The organism is Cytophagaceae bacterium (assembly GCA_016722655.1).
Taxonomy (GTDB): domain Bacteria; phylum Bacteroidota; class Bacteroidia; order Cytophagales; family Spirosomataceae; genus Leadbetterella.
In genome coordinates this window covers 747,492-774,194 of sequence record JADKIR010000004.1, presented here as the reverse complement: position 1 = coordinate 774,194, position 26,703 = coordinate 747,492, and the positions used below count along the sequence as shown (strand labels likewise).

Below are 26,703 nucleotides of genomic sequence, written 5' to 3'. Positions count from 1 at the left end.
AAAGGTTGATTAATTTTTTCCAAAAATATATAAATCCCTAAAAGGATTGACCAAAATATAAATTAAAAAGCCAAAAAAGAGTGAATTTGTCGATTAATGAACGATTTGTACGTTTCACTGGTAATTTGACCCTCTTTAAAATGCAAATCAAGTGAGCCAAGTTTTACTCTAAGACCGAGCACGTTGGCATTTAGATAACTCAAAATGTCATTTAGATGGCTCAATCCGATTGCATTTCCCAATACTCCTGTTGACACACCCACAAGACATACCTTTTTGGAACTCAGGCTGTCGGGATGTCTTAGCCCTTCGATAAACGATTTTAAAATTCCGGGATATGAATTATTATATTCTGGTGCCACAAAGATCAGTTTTTCACATCTATCAATCAGGTCTTGAAATTTTTCAAAAGCCGGATTTTTTTTGCCATAAAGAGCCGTAAACTGAAAGTCTTTGGGAAGCTCTTTTAAATCAATCAAAATGGTTTTTTGATTTAGTATTTCTAATTCTTTTTTGTAATAAATAGCTATTTCTTCTGAAAGTGAGCCCTCCCGGTTGGTGCCGATGATTATACCTATCATTTAAAAAATTCTGGTTTAAAATTTATAAACACGATATTTGGTTTCAAAATTCGGTAATTATGTGGGAAAAAGTATTAAAACAACTGGAATCACTTAAAAATCCAGAAAAAGCACTTCAAAAATCAAAATATTTTAAAGTAGCCGAAGGCCAATATGGTGCTGGTGATACATTTTGGGGCTTAACAAACCCTGAGGTTCATAAAATTGCAAAAGAGTATTTCAAAACACTTGAATATATCGATATAGATCAGCTATTGAAAAGTGAAATCCACGAAGTAAGATTTACGGCTTTAAGTGTGCTTGTTTTAAAATATAATAAGCTGAAAGATAGGAAATTAAAGAAAGAATTAGTCGAATTTTACATCGGGCATATTCCTTATATCAACAATTGGGATTTGGTTGATTGTTCCACTCACTTTATTATTGGTCCATATTTTTTTGATGAAACAGACAGAACGATACTAATAAAACTCGCCCAAAGTGGCCACCTTTGGTCAGAGAGAATCGCAATAATTGCAATGTTGTATTTTGTGAAAAATAAATCATTTGAGTTTCCGATGATGCTAATTGAAATGTTGCTTTTCCACAAACACGATCTCATGCATAAAGCCAACGGATGGGTACTGAGAGAAATATGGCACAAAGGCGGAAATGTGATTGTTGAAGATTTTTTAAAAAAGCATATACAGCTTATTCCACGTACAACTTTAAGATATGCTATTGAGAAACTTCCCGAGGAAAAAAGGAAATATTATTTAACATTAAAATGAAAGTCGAAAGGGCTTTTTTTGTAAATTTGCACTACATTTTTACGTTAACCTTCTTCATCAGGCTAAAATAAAAAAAAATCTTTTTTAAATACTAAAAGTATATTTTATGAGCCAATCTTTGATCAAACCGGGCGTAGTAACCGGTGAAGCACTTAACCAATTGTTGAGACATGCTAATGAAAATAACTATGCACTTCCTGCCGTAAATGTTGTCGGTACAAATTCAATAAATGCTGTTCTTGAAACTGCCAAAGCCGTGAATTCACCGGTGATGATTCAGTTTTCTAACGGGGGCGGTATATTTTATGCAGGAAAAAGCCTTTCCAATGAAGGTCAGAAAGCAGCCGTTGCCGGATCTATCTCAGGAGCACTGCATGTACATCAAATGGCCCAGTTTTATGGTGTGCCTGTTGTTTTACACACCGACCACTGTGCTAAAAAACTTTTACCCTGGATTGACGGACTTTTGGATGCCGGCGAAAAACATTTTGCTGCAACGGGTTCTCCACTTTTCAGCTCACACATGATTGACCTTTCTGAAGAGCCAATCGCCGAAAACATCGAAATCTCGAAGAAATATCTGGAAAGAATGGCTAAAATGGGCATGACACTTGAGATTGAATTGGGTGTAACCGGTGGAGAGGAAGATGGTGTTGATAATTCTGATGTTGACAGCTCAAAACTATATACTCAGCCTGAGGAAGTAGCTTTTGCCTATGAAGAATTGGGAAGTATTTCTCCAAACTTTACGATTGCTGCTGCTTTTGGTAACGTTCATGGTGTATATAAGCCGGGCAACGTGTCATTGAAGCCTGTCATTTTGAAAAATTCTCAGGATTATATCCAGAAAAAATATGGAACAGGTGAATTACCCGTAAATTTTGTATTCCACGGTGGTTCTGGTTCAAGTCGCGAGGAGATTCGTGAAGCGATTACTTACGGTGCAGTAAAAATGAATATCGATACCGATATGCAGTGGAGCACCTGGGAAGGAATCCTTAAATATTACAAAGACAAAGAAGGCTATCTTCAGTCACAATTGGGAAATCCTGAGGGTGCCGATTCGCCAAATAAAAAATATTATGACCCGCGTGTATGGTTGCGTAAAGGCGAAGAATCTATGATTGCACGCCTAAAAGTTGCGTTCGAAGATTTGAATTGTATCAATCGTTGCGAAGGATTGTATTAAGATTTAATATTCTTATCAAAAATCCCGTTCATTTTGTTCGGGATTTTTTTTTGACCAATTTTGAAATTCAATCACTTATTAAAAATGAAAAATCAAAACAGAAGAGCGTTTTTACAAAAATCAGCGGTCCTGGCTGCAATACCCGTTGTTGGAATTGGAAATAAAAAAACTGAAAAAGCATTTATACATCATGTATATTTTTATTTGAAAGAGAATAATCAGGTAAACCGGGAAAAATTGATTGAAGGGTTAACGAAACTTTCTAAAGTTCCTACAATTAAATCTTTTCATATCGGGCTACCTGCAAGTACCAATCGATCAGTGATTGTGAGGGATTACTCGGTTTCATGGATGTGTTTTTTTGAAAATCTTGAGGAAGAAGAAATCTATCAAAAGCACCTTATTCATCTGAAATTTGTGGAGGATTATTCCTATTTATGGGAAAAGGTCAATGTTTATGATTCCGTCGATATCTGACATTTGGCAAAAAGAATAAGTTAAAAGAAAAATTAAGGTTTTATTATATTTTTTCAAGAAAAACATAGAAAGTATTCCTGATTTGAAAAGCATTTTGTCTGAAACTTGGATTTTATGTTGTTTTTCATAAATTTGAAATAAATAAAACCAAAGAAAATGTTAAGTAGAGTAGCCAATTCTATCTATTGGATGAGTAGATATTTGGAAAGAGTCGAAAATTACTCTCGATTTGTAAGTGTAAATATCAACCTTTCTTATGATTTACCGGGAATGATTTCCCAACAATGGACTCTTTTACTGGAAGCCACCCATGATAGAGACAATTACCTGAGTATGTATGGCGATGTGGATGATCAAAACAAAATAATCGATTTTATAACTTTCGATCAACTCAATCCCAACTCAATCTTTAATCTGCTGGCATATGCAAGAGAAAATGCCCGTACCGTAAAAGAAACTTTGCCAAAGGAAGTTTGGGAACATCTCAACGGCTTTTATCTTGAATTTAACAAAAGCAAAAAGCCTAGTTTTGATAATCTTCCCCAGTATTATGAAAAATAAAACAAAAATGCCAGCTATTTAATGGTATGATGGATGGCACTTTGAGCCGAAATGAAGCCCACTATTTTGCCAATCTGGGAAAATTTATTGAGCGGGCCGACAAAACTTCCCGCTTTCTGGATATCGGATATTTTAATTTCAGTGCTGTGTCTGACGAAAAGCAAGTCAATCCACAGGATTTATTGATATGGTCATCGGTATTAAAGTCAGTGAGTGCATTTAATATGTACAGGCAGAAATACAAAAGTCTCAGGCAAGATAACATCATAGAATTTTTGATAAAAGACCGGGATTTTCCCAGGGCTATTCATCATTCTATCAAAAAAGCAGAATACGCTTTGTATCGACTTTCGGGTGCCAGGCCACAGGACAGCTATACCAATCCTGCTGAAAAAAGTATGACATTGTTGAAAAATATGATAGATTTTACTGAAACTCAGGAAATTATAGATCAGGGATTGCATCATTTTTTAAATGAATTCCAGATAAAAAACAATAATATAGACAGCCAAATATTTAAAGTATATTTTGACCTTGATGCCAAATTTTAGACGGCATTATGATTAAATTTGCACCTTAAAAAAATATAACAACCAATGACCTTTTGTTTAGGGGTAAAGACCGCCCAGGGAATAGTAGGAATTGCCGACCGCAGAATAACTTCAGGAAGTGAGGTTTCAAGTGAAAGAAAAGTATCAACACACCAGGTAAACAATCACTGCCTGTTTGTGATGACTGCCGGCTTAAGATCGGTTCGGGATAAAGCAATAACATATTTTGAAGAAGTGCTTGAAAATGAAGACGATAAATTTGATAAGTTGTACAAAGCTGCCAACGCTTTTGGTGATCAGATCAAAAGAGTGGCAACAGAAGACAGCCATTCGCTGACCAATGCCGGTCTGAGATTTAACCTTTCGGCTATAGTTGGCGGTCAGCTTCAGAATGATAAAGAGCATAAACTGTTCCTGATTTATCCTGAAGGCAACTGGATTGAAGTAACCGAAGGCTCCCCTTTTATTATAATCGGGAATTCGGGATACGGCAAGCCAATATTATACCGTAATATCAAGTACCATACCCCTATTGAAGAAGTATTAAAATTGGGTTTTTTGGCTTTTGACTCAACCCGGGTAAGTGCCAACGACGTCGATTTTCCTTTAGATGTAATTTTATACGAAAAAAATTCTTTCAATATCGTTGAACATACTTTTGACAAGCAGGATCTGGAGCATATTTCTTATCAATGGAATGCCCTTTTGAATGCCTCAGTACAGAAATTACCCAATGATTGGATAGACCCATTATTAAGAAAACTCTCAAGATGATACTCGAAATTGAGCATAGGTTAAAATATACGTATTCAGATTATGTGGGTCTAAATCCTCACTATTTCTATCTGAATCCAAGACCTACGCCTTTTCAGCAGATCATTGAAAGTAATTTGACGATTTTACCCAAGCCCGACTTATTGGTAAAAAATATTGATCAGGAGGGAAATATTCAACAATTATGCTACATCAATCAGCTTCTAAAAAGTTTTGAGGTATTTTCAAAATTTAAAATAAAGACTGATTCATTCCAGGCTTTGAATTTCGTTTTTTTTCCATTCGAAACTGCCAAAATTCCATTTCGGTATCCCGGGAAATTAGCTTCAAATTTTGAGGCAATTTTAGGAAATAAGAAAATTGATGAAGTTGTAAGAGAATTTGCAAAACAAATAGCCGAAAAGGCAAAATATGATACCATCGATTTTTTGATGGAATTAACCACCGAAATTCATGGGAAATTTGAGTACGTTTCCCGCGAACGTGGCGATGCAAACTCAGGAGGTATTACTTTAAAAACATTACAAGGCTCCTGCAGAGACTTCTCGGTTTTAATGATGGAGGTTTGTGCTGCCATGGGATTATTATCAAGATTTGTTAGCGGATACCTATATGGAAGCGAATTGCACCAGCATGATTTGCATGCCTGGGTTGAAGTGCTTTTGCCTGGTGGTGGTTGGAGAGGATTTGATCCAACTGAAGGAAGAGTAGTAGATCACAACTATATTGCCATTGCCTCTTCTATCGAAGATCGGGGATTGACTCCCATCCGTGGAACTTATAGGTCTTCTTTTAATGTTGATTCTATGCTCGACACTCAGGTAATAATTAAAGCTGTGAAAGAATAATTTCCTTTAAAAACAGTTAATTTTACAAGCCCAAAACTATTTTCATATAAAATTGTAGTCAAATTATTAAACAAAAAGTCATACTTCGTGTCATTAATTAAGTCAATATCAGGTATTAGAGGTACAATTGGAGGCAAGACGGGAGATAATCTTACCCCAATTGATATAGTCAAATTTACAGCCGCCTTTGCTTCAATAATTTTAAAAAAAGAAGGATTAAGTAAAAAAGTCATAGTTGGACGTGATGCCCGGCCTTCCGGACCTATGGTTAACGATTTGGTGATTGCCACTTTAGTAGGCATGGGAATTGATGTCCTTGATTTGGGACTTTCTACTACTCCAACTGTTGAAATAGCCGTACCCTTAGAAAATGCTGCCGGTGGTATTATTCTTACTGCAAGTCATAATCCGGTTCAATGGAATGCCTTGAAACTCCTCAACGAAAAAGGCGAATTTATTTCTGGTGCTGATGGACAACATTTATTAGATATTGCTGAATCGGAAGACTTTGCTTTTGCAGATGTGAAACATCTTGGGAAAGTTACAAAAGACGATAGCTATCTTCAAAAACATATTGATCAGATACTCGCTTTACCTTCGGTTGATATAGAATTAATCAAAAATGCCGGTTTCAAAATAGCTGTAGATGCTGTCAACTCATCGGGAGGAATTGCCGTTCCGATGCTATTAAAAGCTTTAGGTATAACCGAAATCAAAGAAATTAACTGTGACCCAACAGGGCATTTTGCACATAATCCTGAGCCACTTCCCGAAAACCTGAGGGAGATTTCGGGCGAAATGCAAAAAGGTGATTATGATCTTGGGATTGTGGTTGACCCCGATGTTGACCGTCTTGCTTTGATTTGTGAAGATGGCGAACCCTTCGGCGAAGAATACACTTTGGTGGCTGTAGCTGATTATATTTTAAGTATCAATAAGAAACAGAAAAACACTACAGTATCTAATCTTTCGAGTACAATGGCTTTGAAAGATGTAACAATCAATCATGGCGGTGAATATTTTTCCGCTGCCGTGGGGGAGGTTAATGTGGTGGAAAAAATGAAAGAAAAGGGCTCCATTATTGGTGGCGAAGGAAACGGAGGAATTATTTTTCCTGAGCTGCATTACGGAAGAGACGCTTTAGTGGGTATTGCTTTATTTTTAACACATTTAGCAAAATTTGGTAAGCCGGTAGGTTTTCTCCGGAAAAAATATCCCAACTATTTCATTGCAAAAAAGAAAATAGAATTGAGTCAAGGCACCGATGTGGATGGGATTTTGGCAAAAATTCAGAAAAAATATGCCAAATATGATATTGATTTGAGAGATGGTGTAAAAATATATTTCGACAAAGAATGGGTGCATTTGAGAAAATCAAACACCGAGCCTATCATCAGAATATATGCTGAAAGTGAGTTTGAAACCAAAGCCGACAATCTGGCCGATAAGATAATTTCGGATATTAAAGAAGCAATGATATCTTGATATTAGGCTTTTATATATTTTTGTAAAAGAATTCTGAAAAATGCAGGGTGATAGTCCTGCATATTTTTTTATATGGAAATAAACCCGACGTTTGCATCATTGAAACCCCTGGTAAGTGTTCACCTGCTTACCTATAATCATGCAAAATTTTTCCGCCAGTCAGTCGAAAGTGTGTTGGCTCAAAAGACTACTTTTGACTTCGAAATTATTATCGGAGATGACTGTTCTAAAGACGGTACAAGCCAGATTGCAGACGAATACCAGGCTCGTTTTCCTGAAAAAATAAAAGTTGTAAGAGGTGAAAAAAATGGAGGACCACAACCCAATTCAATCAGGATTCTTGAAAACTGCCGGGGAAAGTATATGGCAGCACTGGAAGGGGATGATTATTGGATTGACCCGCTGAAGCTCCAGAAACAGGCCGATTTTATGGAGGCTAATCCGGAATTTGCGGTATGTTTTACCAACTGCCGGGTTGAGTATTTTGAAGAAGATCAACCTGCCTATTTATTAAATCAAAATCTGGAGAAAGACGTTTTCACTATTGACGACCTCATCGCTGAGCATGAAGTTTGGTTTATGGGTACGGCTTCCTTATTTTTTAGGTTTGACGCAATATTTCCTACCCGTCCCTGGTTCCCGAAAGTTAAAAGTGGCGATATACCTATGATAATGCTTGCGGCCAGATTTGGGAAAATCAAGTTTTTGCCAGATACTACCGCAGCATATCGCCGGCATGCCGCCGGGGCCAGTAATTCAGATCATAAAGACGATGCAGTATTTTTGGAAAACAGGATTTTGATGTATTCCAATTTAGATAAGGACACAGATTTTAAGTTTCATGGTAGATTTAAACGTAACCTGGGAGGCTGGTATTATTTATTGATCAATTCAAAGCAATACAGTGAAAAATATTGGGCAAAATTGGGATTGGTGGCGAAATACATTAGTCTTATGTATCCGGATATTCCAAATATCAAAATATTGCTCAGTAATCATGTTATTCCACTTTGGATACTTAATATTAAGCGAACAATCAAAAGATTATTTGGTTATGCGGGATAAAAAAAATAGGCTGAAATTAATTCAGACTATTTTTTTAACTTATTCAATATTAAATATTTAATGAGCGATTCTTGAAAGACTTTACCAAAACATAAACCCCAAATAACACCACCGGAATACTTAAAATCTGCCCCATGTTTAATGCCATACCATTTTCAAATGCCTCCTGATTTTCTTTCAGGAATTCATAGAAAAACCTCAATCCAAATATCCAGATAAAGAAAATGCCGGTCAAAGCACCTTTTGGAGTGTTAGCTTTCCATTTTTCATACAAAAAGAATAGAATAACAAACAGAATCAGGCAGCTTATTGATTCATACAATTGAGCCGGGTGGCGTGCAACTTGTTCAAATTCAAAGTTTTGTTTAAAAATTACCCCCCAGGGTTTGTTGGTAGCTTTTCCAACAATCTCGGAATTCATGAAATTCCCGAAACGAATAAATGTTCCACCAAGAGCTGAAACAATCACCATACGGTCGGTTAACCAAAGATAATCGTATTGTTTATGACGGTTTTTGAAAATAAATAGTCCGATTAAAACACCAAAAGCAGCACCATGGCTGGCTAATCCGGAATATGGAGGAATAAGCATGTCCCAAATAAACAACCCCGGGTTATTTAAGAAAGTGTGACCTTCATAGAAAACATAATGACCAATCCTGGCACCCAAAACAATCGAAAGAATCATGGTCAAAAGCAAAGTGTCAAGATCTTTTTCTGGCTGGTTTTCTATTTTGAAAATTCGGGCAATGTTCTGATAACCAAAAACAAAGCCAAGAGCAAATAGTAAACCGTACCACCTGATTTCAAAACTCCCCAACTTTACAATGGTGGGCGAAACATCCCAAACTATCTGTGCTATTGTCATCTCTGCTGTTTTATTTACGGTAGTAAAATTAAGCCTATTCCCTCAAAACAAAAAAATATTAAGGCATATTATGATTTATTAACTATTTTTACGACTCAAAAATTCTTTATCTGAAAGATGTTTTTTAAAAAAATATTAGAGCAAAACAGCCCAATCCGCAATGCTATCCGACGATAGTTTTTAAGTAATATTTTTTTAATTCTTTCATATTCAATTTCTTATCAATTTCATGGAAAAAATAAAAGTAGGAATCATCGGTGGAGCAGGCTACACCGGTGGGGAGCTTCTACGAATTTTAATAAATCATCCTCAGGCAGAGGTGGTATTTGTCAATTCTCAAAGCCAGGCCGGAAAACCAGTTTATAAAACACACACTGATCTTTTGGGAGAAACCGAACTTTTGTTTTCTGATTCTCTGGATTTCAGTGCGGTAGATGTGATTTTCCTTTGCTCAGGACATGGACAAAGCCGAAAATTTCTGGCTGAAAATGCTATTCCGTCGTCAGTAAGAATTATTGACCTCAGTACCGACTACCGTGATGAGTCGGAGGGATTTGTGTATGGTTTGCCTGAACTTAACCGCAATCGTATCAAGTCAGCAACAAAAATTGCCAATCCGGGCTGTTTTGCTACTTCTATTCAATTGGCAATGTTGCCGGTGGCTGCTGCCGGGCTATTGAAAAGTGAAGTTCATGTGAGTGCGATTACGGGCTCCACCGGGGCGGGCCAGTCTTTGAGTGCAAGTACTCATTTTAGTTGGAGAAATAACAATGTGTCTATTTACAAGGCATTTACACATCAGCATTTGGCTGAAATTGGTCAAAGCCTGAAACAACTGCAAAACGATTTTTCAGAGGATATTAACTTTATTCCATATCGGGGAAATTTCACCAGGGGAATAATGTCCAATGTCTATTTTGACTGTGATTTGGAAGAAAATGCTGCTATTGAATTATTTCAGAAATATTACCAAGGACACCCTTTTACAGTAATTGCTCGCCAGGAGATTGATCTGAAAATGGTGGTGAATTCCAATAAATGTATTTTGCAAATCCAAAAACATGGCAAAAGACTATTGGTAACTTCTATCATTGACAACCTGGTTAAAGGGGCCTCGGGGCGAGCAGTTCAAAACATGAATCTTGCCTTCGAAATTGATGAAAAAGCAGGCTTAAATCTAAAATTAGCCGGATTTTAAGAATTAAATACGGAGTCAAGTGTAACGAGAATTAAAATTTTGATTAATAAAAAAAAGCTGTAGGTTAAAAACCTTCAGTAGAAAATACAAAGATGAAATTATTTGATGTATATCCAATTAACGATATTGAGCCTGTAAAGGCTTCAGGAAGTAAAATTTGGGACGAAAAAGGCCAGGAATATTTAGATTTATACGGTGGTCATGCAGTAATCTCTGTAGGTCATTCTCATCCTTATTATGTTAAGAGACTTACAAAACAGATCAAAAATCTTGGGTTTTATTCCAATTCAGTAAAGATTTCTCTGCAAGATGAACTGGCTGAAAAACTTGGAAAAATTTCAGGATTAAAAGATTTTACTTTGTTTTTGGCTAATTCGGGTGCCGAAGCCAACGAAAACGCTTTAAAGTTGGCATCTTTTCATACTGGTCGCACCAAAATAGTGGCATTTACCAAAAGTTTCCATGGCCGTACTTCTGCTGCGGTAGCCGTGACAGACAACCCTTCTATCAAGGCCCCGATTAACTTTGCCGGGCATGTGCAGTTTGTGCCGTTTAATGATGTGGAGGCTACTAAAAAAGCCATAGACAATGAAACCTGTGCTGTAATAGTGGAAGGAATACAAGGTGTAGGTGGCATTCAGGTTGCGACTGAGGAGTTTTTAAAAACCATCAGAGCCGCGTGCGACAAAACCGGAGCAGTGTTTATTCATGATTCGGTGCAGTGTGGATATGGTCGCTCAGGCAAATTTTTTTCGTATCAATATTACAAAGTAAAACCAGATATTATTTCGGTGGCCAAAGGCATGGGGAATGGTTTTCCTGTGGGTGGGATACTGATTTCTCCAAAATTTCATGCAAAGCACGGACTGTTAGGTACTACTTTTGGTGGCAACCACCTGGCTTGTGTGGCAGCAATTTCGGTTTTGGATATAATTAAGAAAGAAAAATTGGTTGAAAATGCCGCTACCGTGGGCACTTATCTTTTAGAGCAATTATCAACTTTCAAAGAGTTGAAAGACCTGAGAGGCAAGGGCTTAATGATAGGAATCGAATTGGATAAGTCAGTTTCTGAAATAAGAAATAAATTGTTGTTTGAAGACCATATTTTTACCGGTGTTGCCGGTGCCAATACCATCAGGCTATTACCGAGTCTGGCTTTGACAAAAACCGACGCTGACAAGTTTCTTGAGGCATTTTCGAAATATGTGAAATAAAATCAAGCCGGAGATTTAATTTTCGGTTTTTTTTCTGGCAGAAGAGTATTTATTGGAAAATCCGCATCCAATTCCTTGCAAGGCCGTTGATCGTTCATTTGCAATCGATATCGAATTTCCATTTTTCCCAAAACCATTTTTGGTAAAAAGTGCATAGGTATTGTTTACGCTGACATTATTAGATCTAAACCCATCAATTACTTCCAGTTGACTCTGAAAATCAAAGTTTTTCTTTATGAAATTGCAGTTAGAAAGGTTGAGTTTTCCATTATTTGCTGAAATATTTATGTCGATATAACAGTTTTCAGTCAAAAACTCACAAGACTCCAACGTGGTATTACTCGTTTCGTTGAAATGAATACTGAAGAGGTCACCTTTCCGGAAGGTTAAATTATTCAGCGAAAGGGCAGAATTTGACTTAAAACCAAAAATGGCGATTCGGTTAAAATCAAACAGGACATGGTGAATTTTTGGTGCTACGGTACTCAGGTTGGTGGTCAAATATTCAAAACTGAGTGCATTTCCCGCATTTTTTATCATTGCATAAGAAACCTCCAGGTCACCGGTGACAATAATACCTGTCCAGTCTAGATTGGAGGTGTTAGTCACTGATTTTATCTCGATAATGTTTTCCTTGTCACCATTCATTATCAATTTACCATTAACGTTAAGACTTACAGGAGTTGTATTTTTATCAACCAGGATTTTCGTTCCGGGTTTGATAGTCAGTGTTAAACCTTTCGGAATAGTCACTGAGCCTTTTAGGTTGATTTGATCTCTCCACACTTCGTTTTTTGTAAGTGTATGACCAGTAACATCGCCAAAAATGGTATCATCGTAGTTTCCTTTCAAATTTATTTCTAACAGACTACCTTTTATTCCCATGGCCGTGGGATAAATCTTCAATTTTCCAGAAAATGCACCCCCAGGAAGGTTTGTAGGGTCTATTGATAGTGTAAGCGTATCGGTAGATTCAACAGTTTTCGAATTATGATCTAACTTTATCCATGGTTTGTCGCTTTCTGCATCATACCGTGTCAATTCATAACCTTTTTTTGTAATTACTACTTTTGTTTTAACGGCTGACCTTATTGTTCCCAAATCAATCTCGGTTTTATCAATTTCGAGTCGAGGAACTATGAAATTCCCTTTTACCTGTATCTTAATAGGCTCTTCCTGAGCAAATTGAACGGTTGGTGTAAAGGTCAAAGTTGCAATATTTTCACCTTCAATAAGATCGGTAAAAGGCATTTTTACGGCATATTTTATGGTGTCAGTAGCGTAGAAATACAGTTTTCCGTCAGTTTTGTTGATAGTAAGCCAGGATTTATCACTACTTATAGTATATTTTACTTTACCATAGCCTTGCTTTTTAAAAGTAAAAAGTCCGGAGGTGTTGGACTTAATATCGCCTAAATTAATCGTTTTTTCAGAAAATGAAATTTCAGGAAATTTGGTGGGAGTACCTTTATTGATAACTACCTCATCTTCACAAGAACAGATTGCTATGATTAGCAAAAATAGAAGTACAGCTTTATGGGTTATTTTCAAGAGATTTGGTTTATGGTAATGCAAAAATAGATGATATTCTGTAAAAATTTTATCCAATCAAATTCAAATACACATTTGAATGTTTTTTCGTTTTATATTGAGTTTTCAAAATGACTTTTGATGAAATTCCGGACACTGTTTTTTTTATACTTTATTTTTTTATATCACCTTTCATTTTCTCAAAACTGGAATATAGAATTACTTCGTAAGATTAATCTGGAAAGAAATCCTTCATTTGATGACGGATTAAGGAAACTCACCAATTCAATTACCTATACCGACATCGGCACTCCTGCTATTTTGTTTACGGTCGCTTCCATCAGACATGATTCGTTGGGGAAAAGAAAAGCAATTTATGTAGGCTCATCATTGCTATTATCAGCGGCAATTTCTGGAATAATTAAAAAAACTGTTAAAGAACCCCGTCCGTTTGTGACTTACCCTGAAATACAGAAACTCACCAAAGCCGGAAGTGAGTCATTTCCTTCGGGTCATACCACTGACGCATTTTCTATGGCTACCTCTCTGACTATTGCATATCCCAAATGGTATGTGGCGGTTCCAGCATACACTTACGCCTCTGCAATCGGCTATTCCCGTATGCACCTGGGTGTGCATTATCCTGGTGATGTGCTTGCAGGTGCAATAATAGGCTCAGGAACAGCTTTTTTGACCCATAAAATCAATTATTGGTTAGCCCAAAAATAAAACTTATTCTGTTGACTTCTTTTTAAACCAATAAAAAACCGGAATTCCCAAAGCCACAATAATCAATCCCGGAATAGTAAACTGGGGTTTTTCTTTGAATAGAATAATCACTAAGCCGAAAGCTAAAAATATATAAAAAGCAGGCAAAAATGGGAAAAGTGGAGCCTTTACCGGTCTTTCCAGATTGGGTTCTTTTTTTCTCAAAATAAAAATACCAAGAATGGTAAATGCATAAAAGAGGATTACTACACCCATAAAATAGTCAAGTAAATCGCCATATTTTCCGGTCAAACAGAGCACGCTGGCCCATATTCCCTGCCACCAAAGTGCATTTTGGGGTACTCCGTTTTTATTGAGTTTTCCGAAATTCTTAAAAAACAAGCCATCTTTCGCCATTGTATAATACACCCTGGCACCAGAAAGAATTAGGCCATTATTACATCCAAATGTGGAAATCATAATCAGCAAAGCTGTAAATATGGCAAATTTTGCTCCACCAATGACTATAGCTGTGGCGGCAGCGACTCTGTCTTCAGAAGCAAATTGAATCCCGCGAGACATCACATCTACCCCATTGGGATCACCTTTCAGTGGTAGAATAAAAAGGTAAGAGAGGTTCATGATAAAGTATAATCCCACCACGAGTAAAGTGCCAATAGCCATGCCTCTGGGGATTGTTTTGGTGGGGTTTACCACCTCGTCACCGGCAAATGTGAGGCCATTCCAGGCATCTGATGAAAACAAAGTACCTACCTGAGTCACTCCCAAAGCCAGAATTATTCCAAAGAATGTGAGTGAGGTGGTGTTTAAAATTCCATTATCAACCGTGCTTTTGGATGCCTCAAACATATCAGTGAAATTGGCTTTGATAACTTCGGTGTTACTTCCAAGAGCAAATCCCAATACTATCAATAAAAGTATTGCCCCGATTTTGGTGGTGGAAAATACATTTTGGATCAGTTTGCCCTCTTTTACTCCCTTGGTATTGAGCCATGTTAATAATAAGATACTTAAAATTGCAAGAAAACGTTGGGAAGTTAATTTAAATGACGTATCGCCCAATGCAAACCATTCGTTGGTATCATTGATTAAACCCGGAAATAGTACACCGGTGTATTTTGAAAAAGCTACCGCTACCGCTGCGATAGTCCCGGTTTGTATTACCGCAAAAAATGACCAACCATAAAGAAATGCCAGGAGTTTTCCGTAAGCCTTTTGCAAAAATACATATTGACCACCCGCATGTGGATACATGGAGGTGAGTTCTCCGTAAGATAATGCACCTATGAGCGTTAGGATTCCCGCCAAAAGCCATGAGGCAAGCAGCCAGCCGGAAGCACCGGTTTGTCGGGCCACATCGGCACTAACTACAAAAATACCGGAGCCAATCATGGAGCCGGACACCAGCATTACCGCATCATAAAGTTTGATTTCTCTCTTAAATCCAGACATATATTTTGGTTTAGGGTTTGGTTTGTTGATAAAAACATTGCAATTAAAGGATTTTTTGAAACTTTCTGATTTTTAGTTTGTGAAAAAAATTTATGCATTTTCTGAATTTTGTCAAAATCTTAATAAATTGTGACTGAAACCCCAAACCTTTTTGAAAACTAAAATTTTCATTCTTGACGATCATGAGATTTTTCTGAATGGTCTCGTAAAACTTCTGGAAGATTCTTTTGAAATCGAAGGTAGTTTTACCAGGTCTGAAGATCTATTGCAAGCTTTGAGATCAAAGCCTGTAGAAGTATTGGTTTTGGATGTACAGTTGCCCGAAATTTCCGCAGAAGATCTGCTTCAAAGAATAAGGGCTGATTTTCCCAATCAAAAGATTATTTATCTTACTCTTCTGAGAGGAACTAGGATGATTCAAAAACTTCAAAAGTTTGGAATACAGGGCTATGTTATGAAAAATGCACCTACAGAAGAGCTTTTGAAGGGAATAAAAACAGTTGCGAATGGTCAAACCTATTTCTCTAAGGAAATCGACTCCATCAACAATGATGACGATCTGAAAAATACGCTCACTTTTCCTGACAACAAAGTGGAAGATATTCTATCGCCGAGAGAAGTAGAAATTTTGAAATTGGTTTGCGAGGAAATGAGCAGCAGCGAGATAGCCGCAAAGCTTTTCCTAAGCGTGAGTACCGTGGATACACACCGAAAGAATATTTTGATAAAACTAGGTGTAAGTAATACGGTGGGTTTGGTTAAATATGCCTTAAAACATCAATTGTTAAAATGAAACAAAGATTTGTTTTCCTGTTTATTATCCTTTCAAATATTTCTTTTGCTCAAAAAACTCAGGAGGCAATTAAAGATTTGTATTTGAAAGTAATAGAATTTGATGAAACAAAGATTGACTCTTTAAGAATATATGCAAATCAGATAGAAAAAGACTCTAAATCAATCAATTATACCGAAGGAGAGTGTTATGGGTACAGACTTCGGGGGATTGCCTTTGAATTGGAAGGGAAGTATCAGGAGGCTTCAAAAGAATATCATTCAGGTCTTAAAATAAGTGAATCAAAGAAGGACAAAGCTGCAAAATTAATGATGATTAGTGACCTAGGGGCTTTGAGTATCTCTTTGAAACAATACAAAAAGGCGAAAGAACATTTCCTGAAATCACTAGAAATTACTAAAAGTCAGATACCAACACCAAAACCCAAAAGGTTCTCGTCTATTTATTCCAATTTAGGCATTTGCTACAAAAATCTAAATCAGATCGACTCTGCCTTATTTTATTATTCTGAATCTTTGAAAATTAAAAGGCAAATCGGAGATTCTGCAGGTATCGCAACTTTGGGCATTAATATGAGCTCGCTTTTGGTTCAACAAAAGAAGTATTCTGAAGCAAAAGAATTATTGGATTATAATTTGGATTACCATACCAGAAAACAAGAATTAGATGATTTGTGGCATGATAATTTGAATTTATCAACTGTTTATAGATTGACAGGTAACATTAAGAAGTCCAAAGAACATTTGGATATAGGTATGGAATTAGCTAAAAAGTTAAATTCTCAATCAAAAATCGCAGAAACGTATCAGTACTATTCTATATTATTTGAACAAACTGGAGATTTTGAGCAAGCCTATAAAAACTATGCTAAATATCACGAATTAGACAAAGAACTCATCAATACCGAAACCAATAGTGCGATAGAAGAGCTGGAAACCAAATACGAAACTGAAAAGAAAACTGCTGAAAACAAGCTTTTAACGCAGGAATTGGAAACCCAAAAACAAAGAAATATTTTGTGGGCGGCATTGAGTATTGCGGTGGCATTAGCAGCAGCTGCTATAGGCTGGGCATTGTGGCAAAATCGAAAAAAGAATAAGATTCTGACTGAAAAGAACTATTTTATTCAGTCTCAAAATAAAAAACTGGCCGAACTCAATCAGGAGAAAAATAACCTCATCAGCATTGTTTCGCATGATTTGGGAAGCCCTTTTTCAGGGATAAATCTATGGAGCAATATTTTGGGTAAAAATGAAAAGTTGGATTCAGAAGCCAAAGAAGCCGTTAGCAATATCCAAAAAATGGCGGAGTATGGTCAAAAAATGGTGCAACAGATCTTGAATATAGAGAAAGATGAAACCCAGGGCAGGAGTCTAAACCTTGAAAAATTAAATATCGTTTCCACCATCAAAGAAGTAATAGAGGATTTTGGACCGGCGGCAAATGGCAAAGGTATTCAGATAGAATTTAATTCAGAAAAAGAAACAGTTGATTATCTGACAGACAAACAATATTTGACCCGAATACTGGAGAATCTGATTTCAAATTCCCTCAAATATTCACATCGGAATGGAAAAGTATTGATTAATCTGGAGAAAGGGGTTGAAGAAATAAAAGTAAAAATAAAGGATTTCGGTGTAGGTATGACCCAGGAAGATCAGCGAAATCTTTTCTCAAAATATGGCCAAACCAGCTCAAAACCTACCGAAAATGAAACTTCGACAGGCCTTGGGCTGCATATTGTAAAACGACTTCTGGATGAACTTGGAGGAAAAATCACTTGTACCAGTGAATTGGGTAAGGGCTCGGAATTTGAGGTTATTTTCAAAAAATAAAAATTTATTCTGCCACCATATCCTGTTTTCTAACCCAGGTTCTGGTAAATTTTTTGGTGTTAGGTGTGATGTAATCCACTTTCAGCCAGGAACTTTTGTAGTCTAATACCCCCATCCATTCGCCATGGGTGATATATGATTTGGTTTTAAATTCTGTTCCGGGTTTTGAATAAAAATAAGCTCTGGGTGATTTCACAAGATTCACCCTTTTCCAATCCATGGCGTATTTCTGATAAAAATCTATGCCTGTTCCCTCAAATCCTGTCATGATACGGTTACATTGTTGAATTTCCTTTTCCAACTTAAAATTGTATTTGTACATATCCGGGAAATAGGTGAGACTTCCATAGCCAAGCAATTGATAATTAAAATTGTAAATCGAAGCCGTAAAGTGCTTTTCACTTGTATTTTTTGATGCTACCACATACAATTGGCAACGGTCCACTGTGCCGTTGGCGTGATAATCCGACAAGTCAAAGACAGCAGTAAGCGTATTTGAATCTTCATCAAAGCCTACATTTAATCCATCATACACGCCAGATTGAGAGTAAAGGCCGGTTGAAATCAATAATAACCAGAAATATTTCATTTCGAATTTTCAAGTAAAAATGTCCGGATAGGTTCAGAAGAAATCGTGGACGAGTTATCTTTTCCTTTGGTTTTTATGAGGGAAATAGTCGATAAATCAATGGCGTCCACCAAGGTATAATAACTTGAATTGGTGCCTTTTTCTGAAGTGGTAAAAGAAATAAATAGAAACGACCGGCCATCAATCATTACATTTTTTATACCTTCGTTTACTTCCATTTTTCCTTCCGGTAAGTTAAGAATCGTAGCCTTTTGTGAATGCTTCCATTTTTCAGTTTTGGGGTCATAAATGAGTTTCGAAACACCGAACATTGGTCCGTCAAAATTCATCAATCTTCCTTTTTCTGATGGCTCAACCGATTGATCGATAAACGAATACATTTGATTTTTAAGTTTAAAAACCAGGCTTGGGGTTACGCCCATTTCATCATACTGAGCGGCTTCATAATGAGAAAAGAAGAACTCATCTTTATGAGCATCATATTTTCCAAATAACTCATTTGCTCTATTTTTCCAAAATGCAATTTCCTGACTTTCAGTATATTTTTCTTCAAACCTTCTTTTGTCATTAATTTTTTTATAATCAGATTTTTCGCCATTTTCATTAAAGCTAATCAGGAATTTTCCCTCCGATTTCATAACCAATGGCTCCGGGCTCTCGTCATATGTGCTCTTATTGTATTTCAGATTTTCAGAAGTTAAAGCCAATAGTTTCCCATTTTTGAAATAGAAACTTTCTATGTTTTGGTAGGTTTCACCAAAATTGACCTTTCTGATTTTTGTAAGATCAAGATTTGGTGTAAAAAATGCCACTTCTTCTCCCCCTTCCAGTGATTCCTGATTTTCATCCAGAATATTCACCATAGAGTCGCCATCTGTTATGGCAGATTCGATTTCGCTGATAAATTTTTCAGAAGTTTGGGATATTCCTTCTCCTACGGCCAAGTCAGTCGGAGCCTCGGTTTTAGGTGAATTTTGACATGCAAAGCATACTGCAACCAACAATATTGCCTTACTCATTAGGGTTTTCTCCATGTTTTTTATCGATTTTATAAGTTTTGATTGATGTAGGTTCCATTTCAAAATAAACGCCATTGGCTGGGTACCAGAATTCACCACCACAGTCATAATGAAAGGCGGTGATTTTTATTTTTTTCCCAACTTTGGGAAGTTTCCAGATGGTTGAAAACATTTGGGAAAAGTTTTTCACGTTTTCGGGCGTGTCGTTCTCGAAACTTTTCAGTGTGAGCTTTGGTGAAAATGTTTTACTTACATCCACCAGTTTTCCATTGGTATATTCAAAAAAAGTCACTCGTTCGGAGTAATCGGTACAGTTGGCGTTTCGGTCAATCACCAAACCAAGCAGAATCGACTTCCCAAATTTCCAATACGTTAATTGTGCGGTCATGCTTTCTCCATCGGTTTTTGTAAAGAAAGACATGTATCCGTTTTTAGGGTCAATCGACTCAAGTTCAAAGTTTTCCGTTTCTTTACTTGATATTAACTTTTCCCTCATTTTCTGATTAAATTCCTCAGGAACCAATTCTTTGAAATCGCCAAAATATTGCTCCGGAATTTTGTAAAACAAATCAGTAATGGCCTGGCCAGAGGCAAGTTGTACAGATATTACCATTATGAATATTTTCAGAAATGTTTTCATGGCTAGTTTGTTTTAGTTTCTATCTTTTTTATTTGTCTTTTTGCGGTTAATCTGCCTGTTGGCTTCGTTTTGTTCTTTCGTGATTGCCGCCTTTTCTTTTTTTGTAACTTTACCATCGGCACGAGCCTGGTTTTCCATGTGTTGGATTTTTGCCTGTTTCATTTCGATTTGGGCCTTTTCTTTTTTGGTTATTTCACCCGATTTTACGCCCTGATCTACCCGCTTATCTTGTTTTTGCTGACGTTTGTTGATTTGTCCAAAACTTATTTGGCACATGGTCAACATTAACCCGAGTACTAAAATTTGTTTTCTCATTGATTACTGATATTTAAATGGTTAAACTGCTTTTTTTTATAAAATTTTCAAATCCAATTACCCTTCTTCTGGATATTTTGTGACTCTGCCCGTTGTTTAGTTTCAATTGATTGCCCTCTTGTGAATCTATCGAATCGATATTGATCAGAAGCTTACGATTAATCCTGAAAAAAGCGTTTTCCAGCTCTTCCTCAAACCTTTTCAGCGTTTTGGCAATTATCATAGACTTGCCTTCTTTCAAATGTATAATCGAATAATTTTCGGCCGCTTCAATTTTCAGAATTTCGAATGGAAATACATTCCTTGGCCTTCCGGCATATTTAAATCTGTAAGCTTTCATGTATTTGATTTTTAATTTTCTGGTTTTACAATTGACAAAACAGCCTCAATTTTCTCCAATCTGCTTTGAAGTCCATCCCGTTCAGACTGGAGCCTTTCAATTTTAGCATTCAATGCTTTAATGGCTTCCACCAGCATAGGATCAAAGTCGCCATAAGCTGCCATCAGATATCCCTTTCCATCAGTTTTTACTTTTTCAGGAAACACTTTTTGCAGTTCCTGTGCTACAAAACCATACTGTAATTCTTTGGGGCGGTCAGTGCCTGTTTTGGAATCGTTCCAGTAGTAAGTTACCCCTCTCATATTCAATACCTTATCAAGCGTTGACTCACTTTCCAGCGAAACTATTTCTTTTTTGAGTCTTTGGTCAGAGTGGGAAAGCCAATTGCCTGCAGTGTTTTTTGAAGCATTTCCATTTACCTGAAAAGTAGCCGGATTAGTATCCAGATCAGCTTTCGCTCTGTTTATACCTACTTTATTTCCAATAAAATCTCCCTGAATGAGTGAATTTAGGCTATCTGAGTTTTCAATTATTAATTGATTATTTCCGGTCAAATAAGAGCCTGCATTATTTCCGATTATGATATTATTTTGGGCAGAAGTATTGATACTCATTGCACTATTTCCGATGACTATATTATTATTTCCATCAATATTATTTGAAAGGGAATAGCTTCCAATAGCAACATTATTATTACCTGTTAAGTTAAAGCCAAGACTTCCATAGCCCATTGCAACATTTTCACTCCCGATAGAATTTCTATCCAAAGTCAAAGCTCCAACGGCCACATTATATCTTCCTGATGTGTTTTCATGCATAGAAAAATTTCCAATGGCAACGTTTTCAGCTCCTCCTGTGTTGGTGTACATTGCAGAATCACCAATTGCCACGTTACCATTATTATTGTTACTCCAAAGTGCAGCATGGCCGATAGCGATATTTCTAGAACCTGAGATATTTAAAAGCAAAGCGGCATTTCCCATTGCAACATTGTATTGACCTGTCTCATTTTTTTCCAAAGCATTACTTCCAAATGCATTGTTGTCTGAAAATACAGTGCCGTCACTCAAGGCCGAAAAACCAAATGCATTGTTTCTTGTACCAGAAATCAATGCCCTCAAAGCACTATTTCCAAATGCCTGATTATTGTCACCTGTTTGATTGGAAGTCATAGAACTGGCTCCGAAGGCAGAATTCCACTTTCCAGACACATTGGAACTTAAAGCATGAGATCCAAAGGACGCATTAGAAAAGCCCGTTTTGTTATTTCTCATGGCTCTAAAGCCAAATGCACTATTTTCAGTCCCTGCTGAGTCAAACTCCATGGCACTCGCCCCAAAGGCCGAGTTGGCACTTCGGCTGTAGTCTGCTTCTTCTGAGGGGGTGCCATTACCGTTGTGATTTTTTAATGCATTTTTCCCTACCGCAGTGTTGTTTTTGGAATCTACGTTGTTTTTTAAGGCGTCTTTTCCAAGGGCAAGGTTGGTGGTGTCATTGTTTAGAATTCTCCCTGAGGTAATACCTGAAGGTGTTATGGTGAAACTTTTGGTTTGGTCCTGAATGGTCTGCTGAGCTTTCAGGCCAAATGATAAAATGATAAACGATAATAATAAATAATAATGTTTCATGGTCAGAATTGATTTGATGGCTCAAAATTCTGAAAACCAATAACATCAGAAAATCATGTAATTAGGTATTTTTTTGAAATCGTGTAATTTTTTGTCGAGGATTCGACGGGATTTGAAATTTAATAAGCTTAATAAGGAAAGAATTAAACTTTTTTTTACCTAAATGAACTTTAAGTATTTGATATATGTATATACATTAATTGTTAAAACTTATTTAAATTTTTATCGCATGAAAAAAACATTTTTATCTCTTGTTGCTGCTTTGGTTTCAGTAGCTTCTTTCGCCCAAACCTGGACTCTTGACAAAGCTCACGCTGGTGTAAACTTCTCTATCACGCACATGATGATCTCTGAAGTTGACGGAAGTTTCAAAGCTTTTGATGCTAAATTGACTTCTTCAAAAGCTGATTTCACCGATGCAGTTTTCGAATTTTCGGCTGATGTTAACTCTATCAACACCGGAAACGATATGAGAGACGGTCATTTGAAAAGCCCTGATTTCTTTGATGCTGCCAAAACAGGTACTATCACTTTCAAGAGCACTTCAGTGAAGAAAGGTAAAGGTCAAAGCTACACTATAGTAGGAAACCTTACGATGCATGGCGTAACAAAGCCAATCACTTTGGCGGCTACTATCAAAGGACCAGTTGAAAACCCAAGAAGCAAAAAATTGATGATGGGTATCAACGCTACAGGAACAGTTAACCGTGTGGCTTTCGGAGTAGGAACTTCAGGTGCTACTTTGAGCGACGACGTTACTTTCAAAGTAGGTGGTGAGTTCACAAAAGACTGATAATATTGCCTTTATAGCCAAAAAGGGAAGCCGACGCTTCCCTTTTTTTTATTCTCTCCAGTCAATCAATGTCGGTATGGTGTCCACATCAAAAACCGGAATATTCAATTCTTTTTTGACTTTGGCTCTTTCACCGTAAGCATTGTCGATAAAAATCACCTTCTCTTTTTCCTTTATATAGCGGTATTTCTCATCTTCCATTTTCAGGTGGATGATTTCATCAAAAATCCCTTTGTGTATTGCAAGGTTTTCAAGTGTTTGGTCCAAATCATGAATATGCTTGGTGATGAGTTTTATCGTGCGTTTTTTTTGTTTTTGATGATACAAAAACATCATCACATTAGGATTTACCTCCTTATTTTTGGTAATAGTATCATCAAAATCGATGTAGATGGTATCGTATTCCAACTCAATATTGTATCGACTCTGTAAACAGCGGTCCACTTCTATGCCATAATCGTTGTGAAATACCTCCACATCATAGTCGAGGTAGTCATATACCATCAGTAAGGGCAGATTAACCCCAATGCCTCTGAATGTATTGGAGTTTCCGGCCACTTTTACCGAGGCTTCAAGCAGTTTAAATTTCCCTTTGACATCTTTCTTCAACTGAAAATACCAGGATCCACGAATACCGATTTCATCTGAAACAATTTTAGCGATAGTTCTGATTTCATCTGTTGCCGGTACTGAGTTACTGTTTACACTTATTCCATCAGATACTCTTTTGCGGTTTCTGGGACCTACAAACTGCACTCTGCCATGGCGGTCGGTGAAGCAATCAATGGTCAGTTCTTCACCTGGAAGCAGCTCCATGACCACAAAGTTTTCTATATCTTCCAGGTCGGTTAGCTGTTTTTTGACTTTTACAATAAAAGCTCCCTTGCTGCCTTGCCCCTCATCAAGCTTGGCATATACGGGGAAGTTTTCTATTTTTTCGATATCATCATAGACTTCCGGACAGAAATCATATTCCTGGAAAAGGTCATAAATTTTCTTTTTACTTCTGCAAATCTCCGTGGCCTCAAGGCTTGGAAATGCTATTCGGGTATTGATTTTTGCTGCATTTCTGGCCAGGAACAAAAGAACGGAATCGTGTGTAGGAAGTATTATGTCAATGGCTTCTTTTTCAATGAGTTGATTGAGTGTATCAATAAATTCAGGGCTGCCAACATAAGGGAAATCTCTGTAATAGTTTTTGTACACCATGCGTCCATGGTCCTGTTTTCCCGAAGCACCTACAACTCTTATATTTATGATGTCTTTCAGAGCCAGGTGTATTTCTAGGCCGCTTTCGGCACCGCATGGATATACGAGGACGTTGGTTAATTTATTCATGATTCTTTTCTTAAATGGTCAAATTCGCCCAGCCAGTTTTTGATAGTGTGCAAGTCGTTAAACATCAAAACATCCAAAATAGAAAGCCAGGGCACAAATTCTTTTCCGGGCATCTGCTGGTATTCTATATTTCTGATTTTCTGAAAATGAAGATTTATGTTTTTTTGTTCAAAATCAGCTGTATTGTACAATTCCCAACCACCAATTGGATTGAGATAGTCTGTCGCTCCCAATGCTGAGCAGATAGCCATTACCCTTTCCTGACTTTTTAAGGCATGATCACAATCAATTTCTGAAGAAACTATTAAAGGCGTTTTTATATCCAGAAGATCGCATATTTTCTTTAAAGAAGAAAAAATAAAATCGAAAAGGTTGGTTTGCTCATTTCTAAAAATTTCTTCTATTACCGGAAAAATTTGCTCAAAATGAGGAGCTTTTCTGTAGTTTTCTCTTATTTTTCTTAGTATTTTCTCTCTTTCCTCGCTCCAACCTTCACTCAGAAACCTTTGGTTAACATCCAGATAATCAGAATCTTTTTTCAGGGGAAGTGAAAAATATTCGTCTTTCCCGTTCTGCAGCATGCGGTTGCGGTGAATCCATCCTTTTTTGCTAAACTGTATGTTGTCGTAGATTACAAACTCATCTACAGCGGCTATTAACTGAAAATACCCGATATATGGCAAGAAGTAGGGTTGCATGATGGCAACTTTCTTCATTTTTTGGTCTTGTGTTTTGTTTTAAATATAAAAGGTGACAAACTTGAGGAGCTCAAATTCATCACCTTTTAATGAAATATTTCAAACTTAAAGGCTTGCTTCCTTTTGTCTCAATTCTTCAAGTATCACCTCTTTCATCAAAAGCTTACGCTTCTGAGTTTTTAGGTTTGACTGCATCATCTGATCCATTTCATAACCTGCACTTTGACTTTCATAAGATTGTACCAAATCGTCAAGGTCAGTTCTCGCTCTTTTCACGATATTGTCCATTTCACGATATTTGGTAAGGTCTTTTTGTCTGTCGCTCAGGAAGTTGAAAGTTGGATATTTCCTCGAGATTACTTTGTGCAGGTAAGACAATTCAAAAATCTTATCACAAGCTCCACGGAATCTTTCAGCAAGGTTACGGTCAGCCAAATGCGAAGGTACTCTGATAGTTTTCCACTCGTTCAACAGGTATTTAGCTCTGTTGGTAGCAGCCATCATGTCTTCAGCTTCAGCAAGTTTTTCAACTTCACGAACCATTTTCATCTGAGCTTCAATTCTCGGATCAACTCTTCTTTTCGGAACAATCCCTTTAGCTCTACAATATTTTTCGTAGAAATAACTGGTGTGTTTTTTGAAGTTTTTGTAAAGAGCTTTTAGGACTTTAGGCGGAATATCACCAATGATTTTCCACTCGGTCTGCAAGTTTTTCAATTCCACAAATGCCTCATCCCAATCTTCTCTCGAAGACAATTCCTCAGCTTTGCTGATCAAATCATTGTACTTATTGATTTTCTCATCAATAATACGATTTTGCTCTTCAAAATGAGTTTTTCTGGTCTGATAAAACTGGTCAAGAATAACTTTAAACTCTTCTTCGATCTGGTCGTTGAGTTCTTTCTCTACCGGTCCGGTACGTATCCACTTGGTGCGGATCTCCTGAAGTACGTCTGCAGTGTCTTTCCAATCGGTGCTGTCGGCATAAGGCCGAGCTTCTTCAATCAAGGCTTTTTTGATTTCAAGATTTGAAGCTTGATTATCTTGAATAAGACTTGACAGTTCATCTTCCAAAACGTCCAGTTTTTCAAGTAGAGGAATAAAATTCCCGATACCATCAAAGTTCAGCAATCGCTTGCGTAACTGAATCAGTTTTGTAAGGTATGAACCTTTGTTTTGAGCCTCTAAAATTTCGGACTCGAGCTGATTTACCTTAGATACGGCAATGTCGTATCTATTGACGAAGTACTGGAAGGCTTCTTCCTCAGTTCTTTTTACTTCTCCAATCTGTCGGTCGGGCATACCCATATAGCCCTTTAGAAATACCTTACTATCAGCGATGTAAGCGTATTCGTTTTCTAGTGTAACGCCTTTCATAATTTACGGAGTGGCTACTAAATTTGTTAAATAAGTATTTAAATGG

At 37.0% G+C, this 26,703-nt stretch carries 26 protein-coding genes and 1 pseudogene; 14 read left to right on the top strand and 13 right to left on the bottom strand.

Annotation, left to right across the window (positions count from 1 at the left end):
* Positions 1 to 62: 62 nt before the first annotated feature.
* Complete coding sequence (locus IPP61_03950) at positions 63 to 581, bottom strand: NAD(P)H-dependent oxidoreductase (GenBank protein MBL0324327.1); 519 nt, start codon at positions 579 to 581, stop codon at positions 63 to 65.
* Positions 582 to 640: 59 nt separating this feature from the next.
* Here IPP61_03950 and IPP61_03945 point away from each other — a divergent pair, with 59 nt between their 5' ends.
* The 8 genes and pseudogenes from IPP61_03945 (at position 641) to IPP61_03910 (ending at position 8,301) form a co-directional block, all read left to right on the top strand.
* Positions 641 to 1,351 carry a DNA alkylation repair protein gene (locus IPP61_03945; protein MBL0324326.1) on the top strand — a complete coding sequence of 237 codons (711 nt, stop codon included), beginning with the start codon at positions 641 to 643 and terminating at the stop codon, positions 1,349 to 1,351.
* Between the two features lie 106 nt (positions 1,352 to 1,457).
* Positions 1,458 to 2,540, top strand: a complete 1,083-nt coding sequence (fbaA, locus tag IPP61_03940; protein ID MBL0324325.1) for a class II fructose-bisphosphate aldolase — start codon at positions 1,458 to 1,460, stop codon at positions 2,538 to 2,540.
* An 84-nt stretch (positions 2,541 to 2,624) separates the two neighbouring features.
* Positions 2,625 to 3,017 (top strand): Dabb family protein, encoded by a 393-nt coding sequence (locus IPP61_03935; GenBank protein ID MBL0324324.1) that lies wholly within the window; start codon positions 2,625 to 2,627, stop codon positions 3,015 to 3,017.
* A gap of 156 nt (positions 3,018 to 3,173) precedes the next feature.
* Positions 3,174 to 4,129 (top strand): annotated as a pseudogene (locus tag IPP61_03930) (alpha-E domain-containing protein).
* A 45-nt stretch (positions 4,130 to 4,174) separates the two neighbouring features.
* A complete protein-coding gene (locus IPP61_03925; GenBank protein MBL0324323.1) occupies positions 4,175 to 4,903 on the top strand; it encodes a peptidase in 729 nt (242 codons plus the stop codon).
* Positions 4,900 to 5,751 (top strand): transglutaminase family protein, encoded by an 852-nt coding sequence (locus tag IPP61_03920; protein MBL0324322.1) that lies wholly within the window; start codon positions 4,900 to 4,902, stop codon positions 5,749 to 5,751. The genes IPP61_03925 and IPP61_03920 overlap by 4 nt, the downstream gene beginning before the upstream one ends.
* An 87-nt stretch (positions 5,752 to 5,838) precedes the next feature.
* Positions 5,839 to 7,236: a phosphoglucosamine mutase gene (gene glmM / locus IPP61_03915; GenBank protein MBL0324321.1), complete on the top strand. Its 1,398-nt coding sequence runs from the start codon at positions 5,839 to 5,841 to the stop codon at positions 7,234 to 7,236.
* A gap of 72 nt (positions 7,237 to 7,308) precedes the next feature.
* A complete protein-coding gene (locus IPP61_03910; protein MBL0324320.1) occupies positions 7,309 to 8,301 on the top strand; it encodes a glycosyltransferase in 993 nt (330 codons plus the stop codon).
* A 49-nt stretch (positions 8,302 to 8,350) separates the two neighbouring features.
* On the opposite strand, the gene lgt is transcribed toward IPP61_03910, so the two are convergent.
* A complete protein-coding gene (gene lgt, locus IPP61_03905) occupies positions 8,351 to 9,169 on the bottom strand; it encodes a prolipoprotein diacylglyceryl transferase (protein MBL0324319.1) in 819 nt (272 codons plus the stop codon).
* A 229-nt stretch (positions 9,170 to 9,398) separates the two neighbouring features.
* Here lgt and IPP61_03900 point away from each other — a divergent pair, with 229 nt between their 5' ends.
* Positions 9,399 to 10,367, top strand: coding sequence for an N-acetyl-gamma-glutamyl-phosphate reductase (locus IPP61_03900; protein MBL0324318.1), 969 nt, complete (start codon positions 9,399 to 9,401; stop codon positions 10,365 to 10,367).
* Positions 10,368 to 10,459: 92 nt separating this feature from the next.
* A complete protein-coding gene (locus tag IPP61_03895) occupies positions 10,460 to 11,581 on the top strand; it encodes an aspartate aminotransferase family protein (protein MBL0324317.1) in 1,122 nt (373 codons plus the stop codon).
* A gap of 15 nt (positions 11,582 to 11,596) precedes the next feature.
* Here the strand turns inward: IPP61_03895 and IPP61_03890 are convergent, their stop codons facing one another.
* The gene (locus tag IPP61_03890; protein ID MBL0324316.1) at positions 11,597 to 13,132 is read right to left on the bottom strand and encodes a hypothetical protein; all 1,536 of its coding nucleotides are present in this window, start codon (positions 13,130 to 13,132) and stop codon (positions 11,597 to 11,599) included.
* 120 nt (positions 13,133 to 13,252) lie between these two features.
* Here IPP61_03890 and IPP61_03885 point away from each other — a divergent pair, with 120 nt between their 5' ends.
* Positions 13,253 to 13,840: a phosphatase PAP2 family protein gene (locus IPP61_03885; GenBank protein ID MBL0324315.1), complete on the top strand. Its 588-nt coding sequence runs from the start codon at positions 13,253 to 13,255 to the stop codon at positions 13,838 to 13,840.
* A 3-nt stretch (positions 13,841 to 13,843) separates the two neighbouring features.
* Here the strand turns inward: IPP61_03885 and IPP61_03880 are convergent, their stop codons facing one another.
* A complete protein-coding gene (locus IPP61_03880; protein ID MBL0324314.1) occupies positions 13,844 to 15,292 on the bottom strand; it encodes an amino acid permease in 1,449 nt (482 codons plus the stop codon).
* Between the two features lie 151 nt (positions 15,293 to 15,443).
* On the opposite strand from IPP61_03880, the gene IPP61_03875 reads away from it, so the two are divergent.
* Positions 15,444 to 16,085, top strand: coding sequence for a response regulator transcription factor (locus tag IPP61_03875; GenBank protein ID MBL0324313.1), 642 nt, complete (start codon positions 15,444 to 15,446; stop codon positions 16,083 to 16,085).
* Positions 16,082 to 17,920 (top strand): tetratricopeptide repeat-containing sensor histidine kinase, encoded by a 1,839-nt coding sequence (locus tag IPP61_03870; protein ID MBL0324312.1) that lies wholly within the window; start codon positions 16,082 to 16,084, stop codon positions 17,918 to 17,920. The genes IPP61_03875 and IPP61_03870 overlap by 4 nt, the downstream gene beginning before the upstream one ends.
* A 4-nt stretch (positions 17,921 to 17,924) precedes the next feature.
* Here IPP61_03870 and IPP61_03865 read toward each other — a convergent pair whose 3' ends face one another.
* The 6 genes from IPP61_03865 to IPP61_03840 are packed head-to-tail and all read right to left on the bottom strand — an operon-like array spanning position 17,925 to position 22,451.
* Positions 17,925 to 18,509: a hypothetical protein gene (locus IPP61_03865; GenBank protein ID MBL0324311.1), complete on the bottom strand. Its 585-nt coding sequence runs from the start codon at positions 18,507 to 18,509 to the stop codon at positions 17,925 to 17,927.
* Positions 18,506 to 19,543: a hypothetical protein gene (locus tag IPP61_03860; protein MBL0324310.1), complete on the bottom strand. Its 1,038-nt coding sequence runs from the start codon at positions 19,541 to 19,543 to the stop codon at positions 18,506 to 18,508. The genes IPP61_03865 and IPP61_03860 overlap by 4 nt, the downstream gene beginning before the upstream one ends.
* Entirely contained in the window at positions 19,521 to 20,168 is a 648-nt protein-coding gene (locus IPP61_03855) for a hypothetical protein (GenBank protein ID MBL0324309.1), read from the bottom strand. The genes IPP61_03860 and IPP61_03855 overlap by 23 nt, the downstream gene beginning before the upstream one ends.
* Positions 20,169 to 20,180: 12 nt before the next feature.
* Positions 20,181 to 20,483 carry a hypothetical protein gene (locus tag IPP61_03850; protein MBL0324308.1) on the bottom strand — a complete coding sequence of 101 codons (303 nt, stop codon included), beginning with the start codon at positions 20,481 to 20,483 and terminating at the stop codon, positions 20,181 to 20,183.
* Between the two features lie 13 nt (positions 20,484 to 20,496).
* Positions 20,497 to 20,823, bottom strand: a complete 327-nt coding sequence (locus IPP61_03845) for a LytTR family transcriptional regulator (GenBank protein MBL0324307.1) — start codon at positions 20,821 to 20,823, stop codon at positions 20,497 to 20,499.
* Positions 20,824 to 20,834: 11 nt separating this feature from the next.
* A complete protein-coding gene (locus tag IPP61_03840; protein ID MBL0324306.1) occupies positions 20,835 to 22,451 on the bottom strand; it encodes a tail fiber domain-containing protein in 1,617 nt (538 codons plus the stop codon).
* A 229-nt stretch (positions 22,452 to 22,680) separates the two neighbouring features.
* Here IPP61_03840 and IPP61_03835 point away from each other — a divergent pair, with 229 nt between their 5' ends.
* Positions 22,681 to 23,244 (top strand): YceI family protein, encoded by a 564-nt coding sequence (locus IPP61_03835; GenBank protein ID MBL0324305.1) that lies wholly within the window; start codon positions 22,681 to 22,683, stop codon positions 23,242 to 23,244.
* A 48-nt stretch (positions 23,245 to 23,292) separates the two neighbouring features.
* Here IPP61_03835 and IPP61_03830 read toward each other — a convergent pair whose 3' ends face one another.
* The 3 genes from IPP61_03830 to IPP61_03820 all read right to left on the bottom strand — a co-directional run bounded on the left by IPP61_03830 (position 23,293) and on the right by IPP61_03820 (position 26,657).
* Positions 23,293 to 24,582: an ATP-grasp domain-containing protein gene (locus IPP61_03830; protein ID MBL0324304.1), complete on the bottom strand. Its 1,290-nt coding sequence runs from the start codon at positions 24,580 to 24,582 to the stop codon at positions 23,293 to 23,295.
* Complete coding sequence (locus tag IPP61_03825) at positions 24,579 to 25,298, bottom strand: WbqC family protein (protein MBL0324303.1); 720 nt, start codon at positions 25,296 to 25,298, stop codon at positions 24,579 to 24,581. Before IPP61_03825 ends, IPP61_03830 begins: the two co-directional genes overlap by 4 nt.
* An 87-nt stretch (positions 25,299 to 25,385) precedes the next feature.
* A complete protein-coding gene (locus IPP61_03820; GenBank protein ID MBL0324302.1) occupies positions 25,386 to 26,657 on the bottom strand; it encodes a DUF349 domain-containing protein in 1,272 nt (423 codons plus the stop codon).
* Positions 26,658 to 26,703: the final 46 nt, after the last annotated feature.

What these genes read in the sequence shown, in the direction of transcription:
- IPP61_03880 (MBL0324314.1), bottom strand. Translation starts at nt 15,292, where the DNA reads ATGTCTGGATTTAAGAGAGAAATCAAACTTTATGATGCGGTAATGCTG.
- fbaA (MBL0324325.1), top strand. Translation starts at nt 1,458, where the DNA reads ATGAGCCAATCTTTGATCAAACCGGGCGTAGTAACCGGTGAAGCACTT.
- lgt (MBL0324319.1), bottom strand. Translation starts at nt 9,169, where the DNA reads ATGACAATAGCACAGATAGTTTGGGATGTTTCGCCCACCATTGTAAAG.
- IPP61_03860 (MBL0324310.1), bottom strand. Translation starts at nt 19,543, where the DNA reads ATGGAGAAAACCCTAATGAGTAAGGCAATATTGTTGGTTGCAGTATGC.
- IPP61_03910 (MBL0324320.1), top strand. Translation starts at nt 7,309, where the DNA reads ATGGAAATAAACCCGACGTTTGCATCATTGAAACCCCTGGTAAGTGTT.
- IPP61_03895 (MBL0324317.1), top strand. Translation starts at nt 10,460, where the DNA reads ATGAAATTATTTGATGTATATCCAATTAACGATATTGAGCCTGTAAAG.
- IPP61_03945 (MBL0324326.1), top strand. Translation starts at nt 641, where the DNA reads ATGTGGGAAAAAGTATTAAAACAACTGGAATCACTTAAAAATCCAGAA.
- IPP61_03855 (MBL0324309.1), bottom strand. Translation starts at nt 20,168, where the DNA reads ATGAAAACATTTCTGAAAATATTCATAATGGTAATATCTGTACAACTT.
- IPP61_03900 (MBL0324318.1), top strand. Translation starts at nt 9,399, where the DNA reads ATGGAAAAAATAAAAGTAGGAATCATCGGTGGAGCAGGCTACACCGGT.
- IPP61_03865 (MBL0324311.1), bottom strand. Translation starts at nt 18,509, where the DNA reads ATGAAATATTTCTGGTTATTATTGATTTCAACCGGCCTTTACTCTCAA.
- IPP61_03950 (MBL0324327.1), bottom strand. Translation starts at nt 581, where the DNA reads ATGATAGGTATAATCATCGGCACCAACCGGGAGGGCTCACTTTCAGAA.
- IPP61_03925 (MBL0324323.1), top strand. Translation starts at nt 4,175, where the DNA reads ATGACCTTTTGTTTAGGGGTAAAGACCGCCCAGGGAATAGTAGGAATT.
- IPP61_03820 (MBL0324302.1), bottom strand. Translation starts at nt 26,657, where the DNA reads ATGAAAGGCGTTACACTAGAAAACGAATACGCTTACATCGCTGATAGT.
- IPP61_03825 (MBL0324303.1), bottom strand. Translation starts at nt 25,298, where the DNA reads ATGAAGAAAGTTGCCATCATGCAACCCTACTTCTTGCCATATATCGGG.
- IPP61_03830 (MBL0324304.1), bottom strand. Translation starts at nt 24,582, where the DNA reads ATGAATAAATTAACCAACGTCCTCGTATATCCATGCGGTGCCGAAAGC.
- IPP61_03850 (MBL0324308.1), bottom strand. Translation starts at nt 20,483, where the DNA reads ATGAGAAAACAAATTTTAGTACTCGGGTTAATGTTGACCATGTGCCAA.
- IPP61_03840 (MBL0324306.1), bottom strand. Translation starts at nt 22,451, where the DNA reads ATGAAACATTATTATTTATTATTATCGTTTATCATTTTATCATTTGGC.
- IPP61_03935 (MBL0324324.1), top strand. Translation starts at nt 2,625, where the DNA reads ATGAAAAATCAAAACAGAAGAGCGTTTTTACAAAAATCAGCGGTCCTG.
- IPP61_03870 (MBL0324312.1), top strand. Translation starts at nt 16,082, where the DNA reads ATGAAACAAAGATTTGTTTTCCTGTTTATTATCCTTTCAAATATTTCT.
- IPP61_03885 (MBL0324315.1), top strand. Translation starts at nt 13,253, where the DNA reads ATGAAATTCCGGACACTGTTTTTTTTATACTTTATTTTTTTATATCAC.
- IPP61_03845 (MBL0324307.1), bottom strand. Translation starts at nt 20,823, where the DNA reads ATGAAAGCTTACAGATTTAAATATGCCGGAAGGCCAAGGAATGTATTT.
- IPP61_03835 (MBL0324305.1), top strand. Translation starts at nt 22,681, where the DNA reads ATGAAAAAAACATTTTTATCTCTTGTTGCTGCTTTGGTTTCAGTAGCT.
- IPP61_03920 (MBL0324322.1), top strand. Translation starts at nt 4,900, where the DNA reads ATGATACTCGAAATTGAGCATAGGTTAAAATATACGTATTCAGATTAT.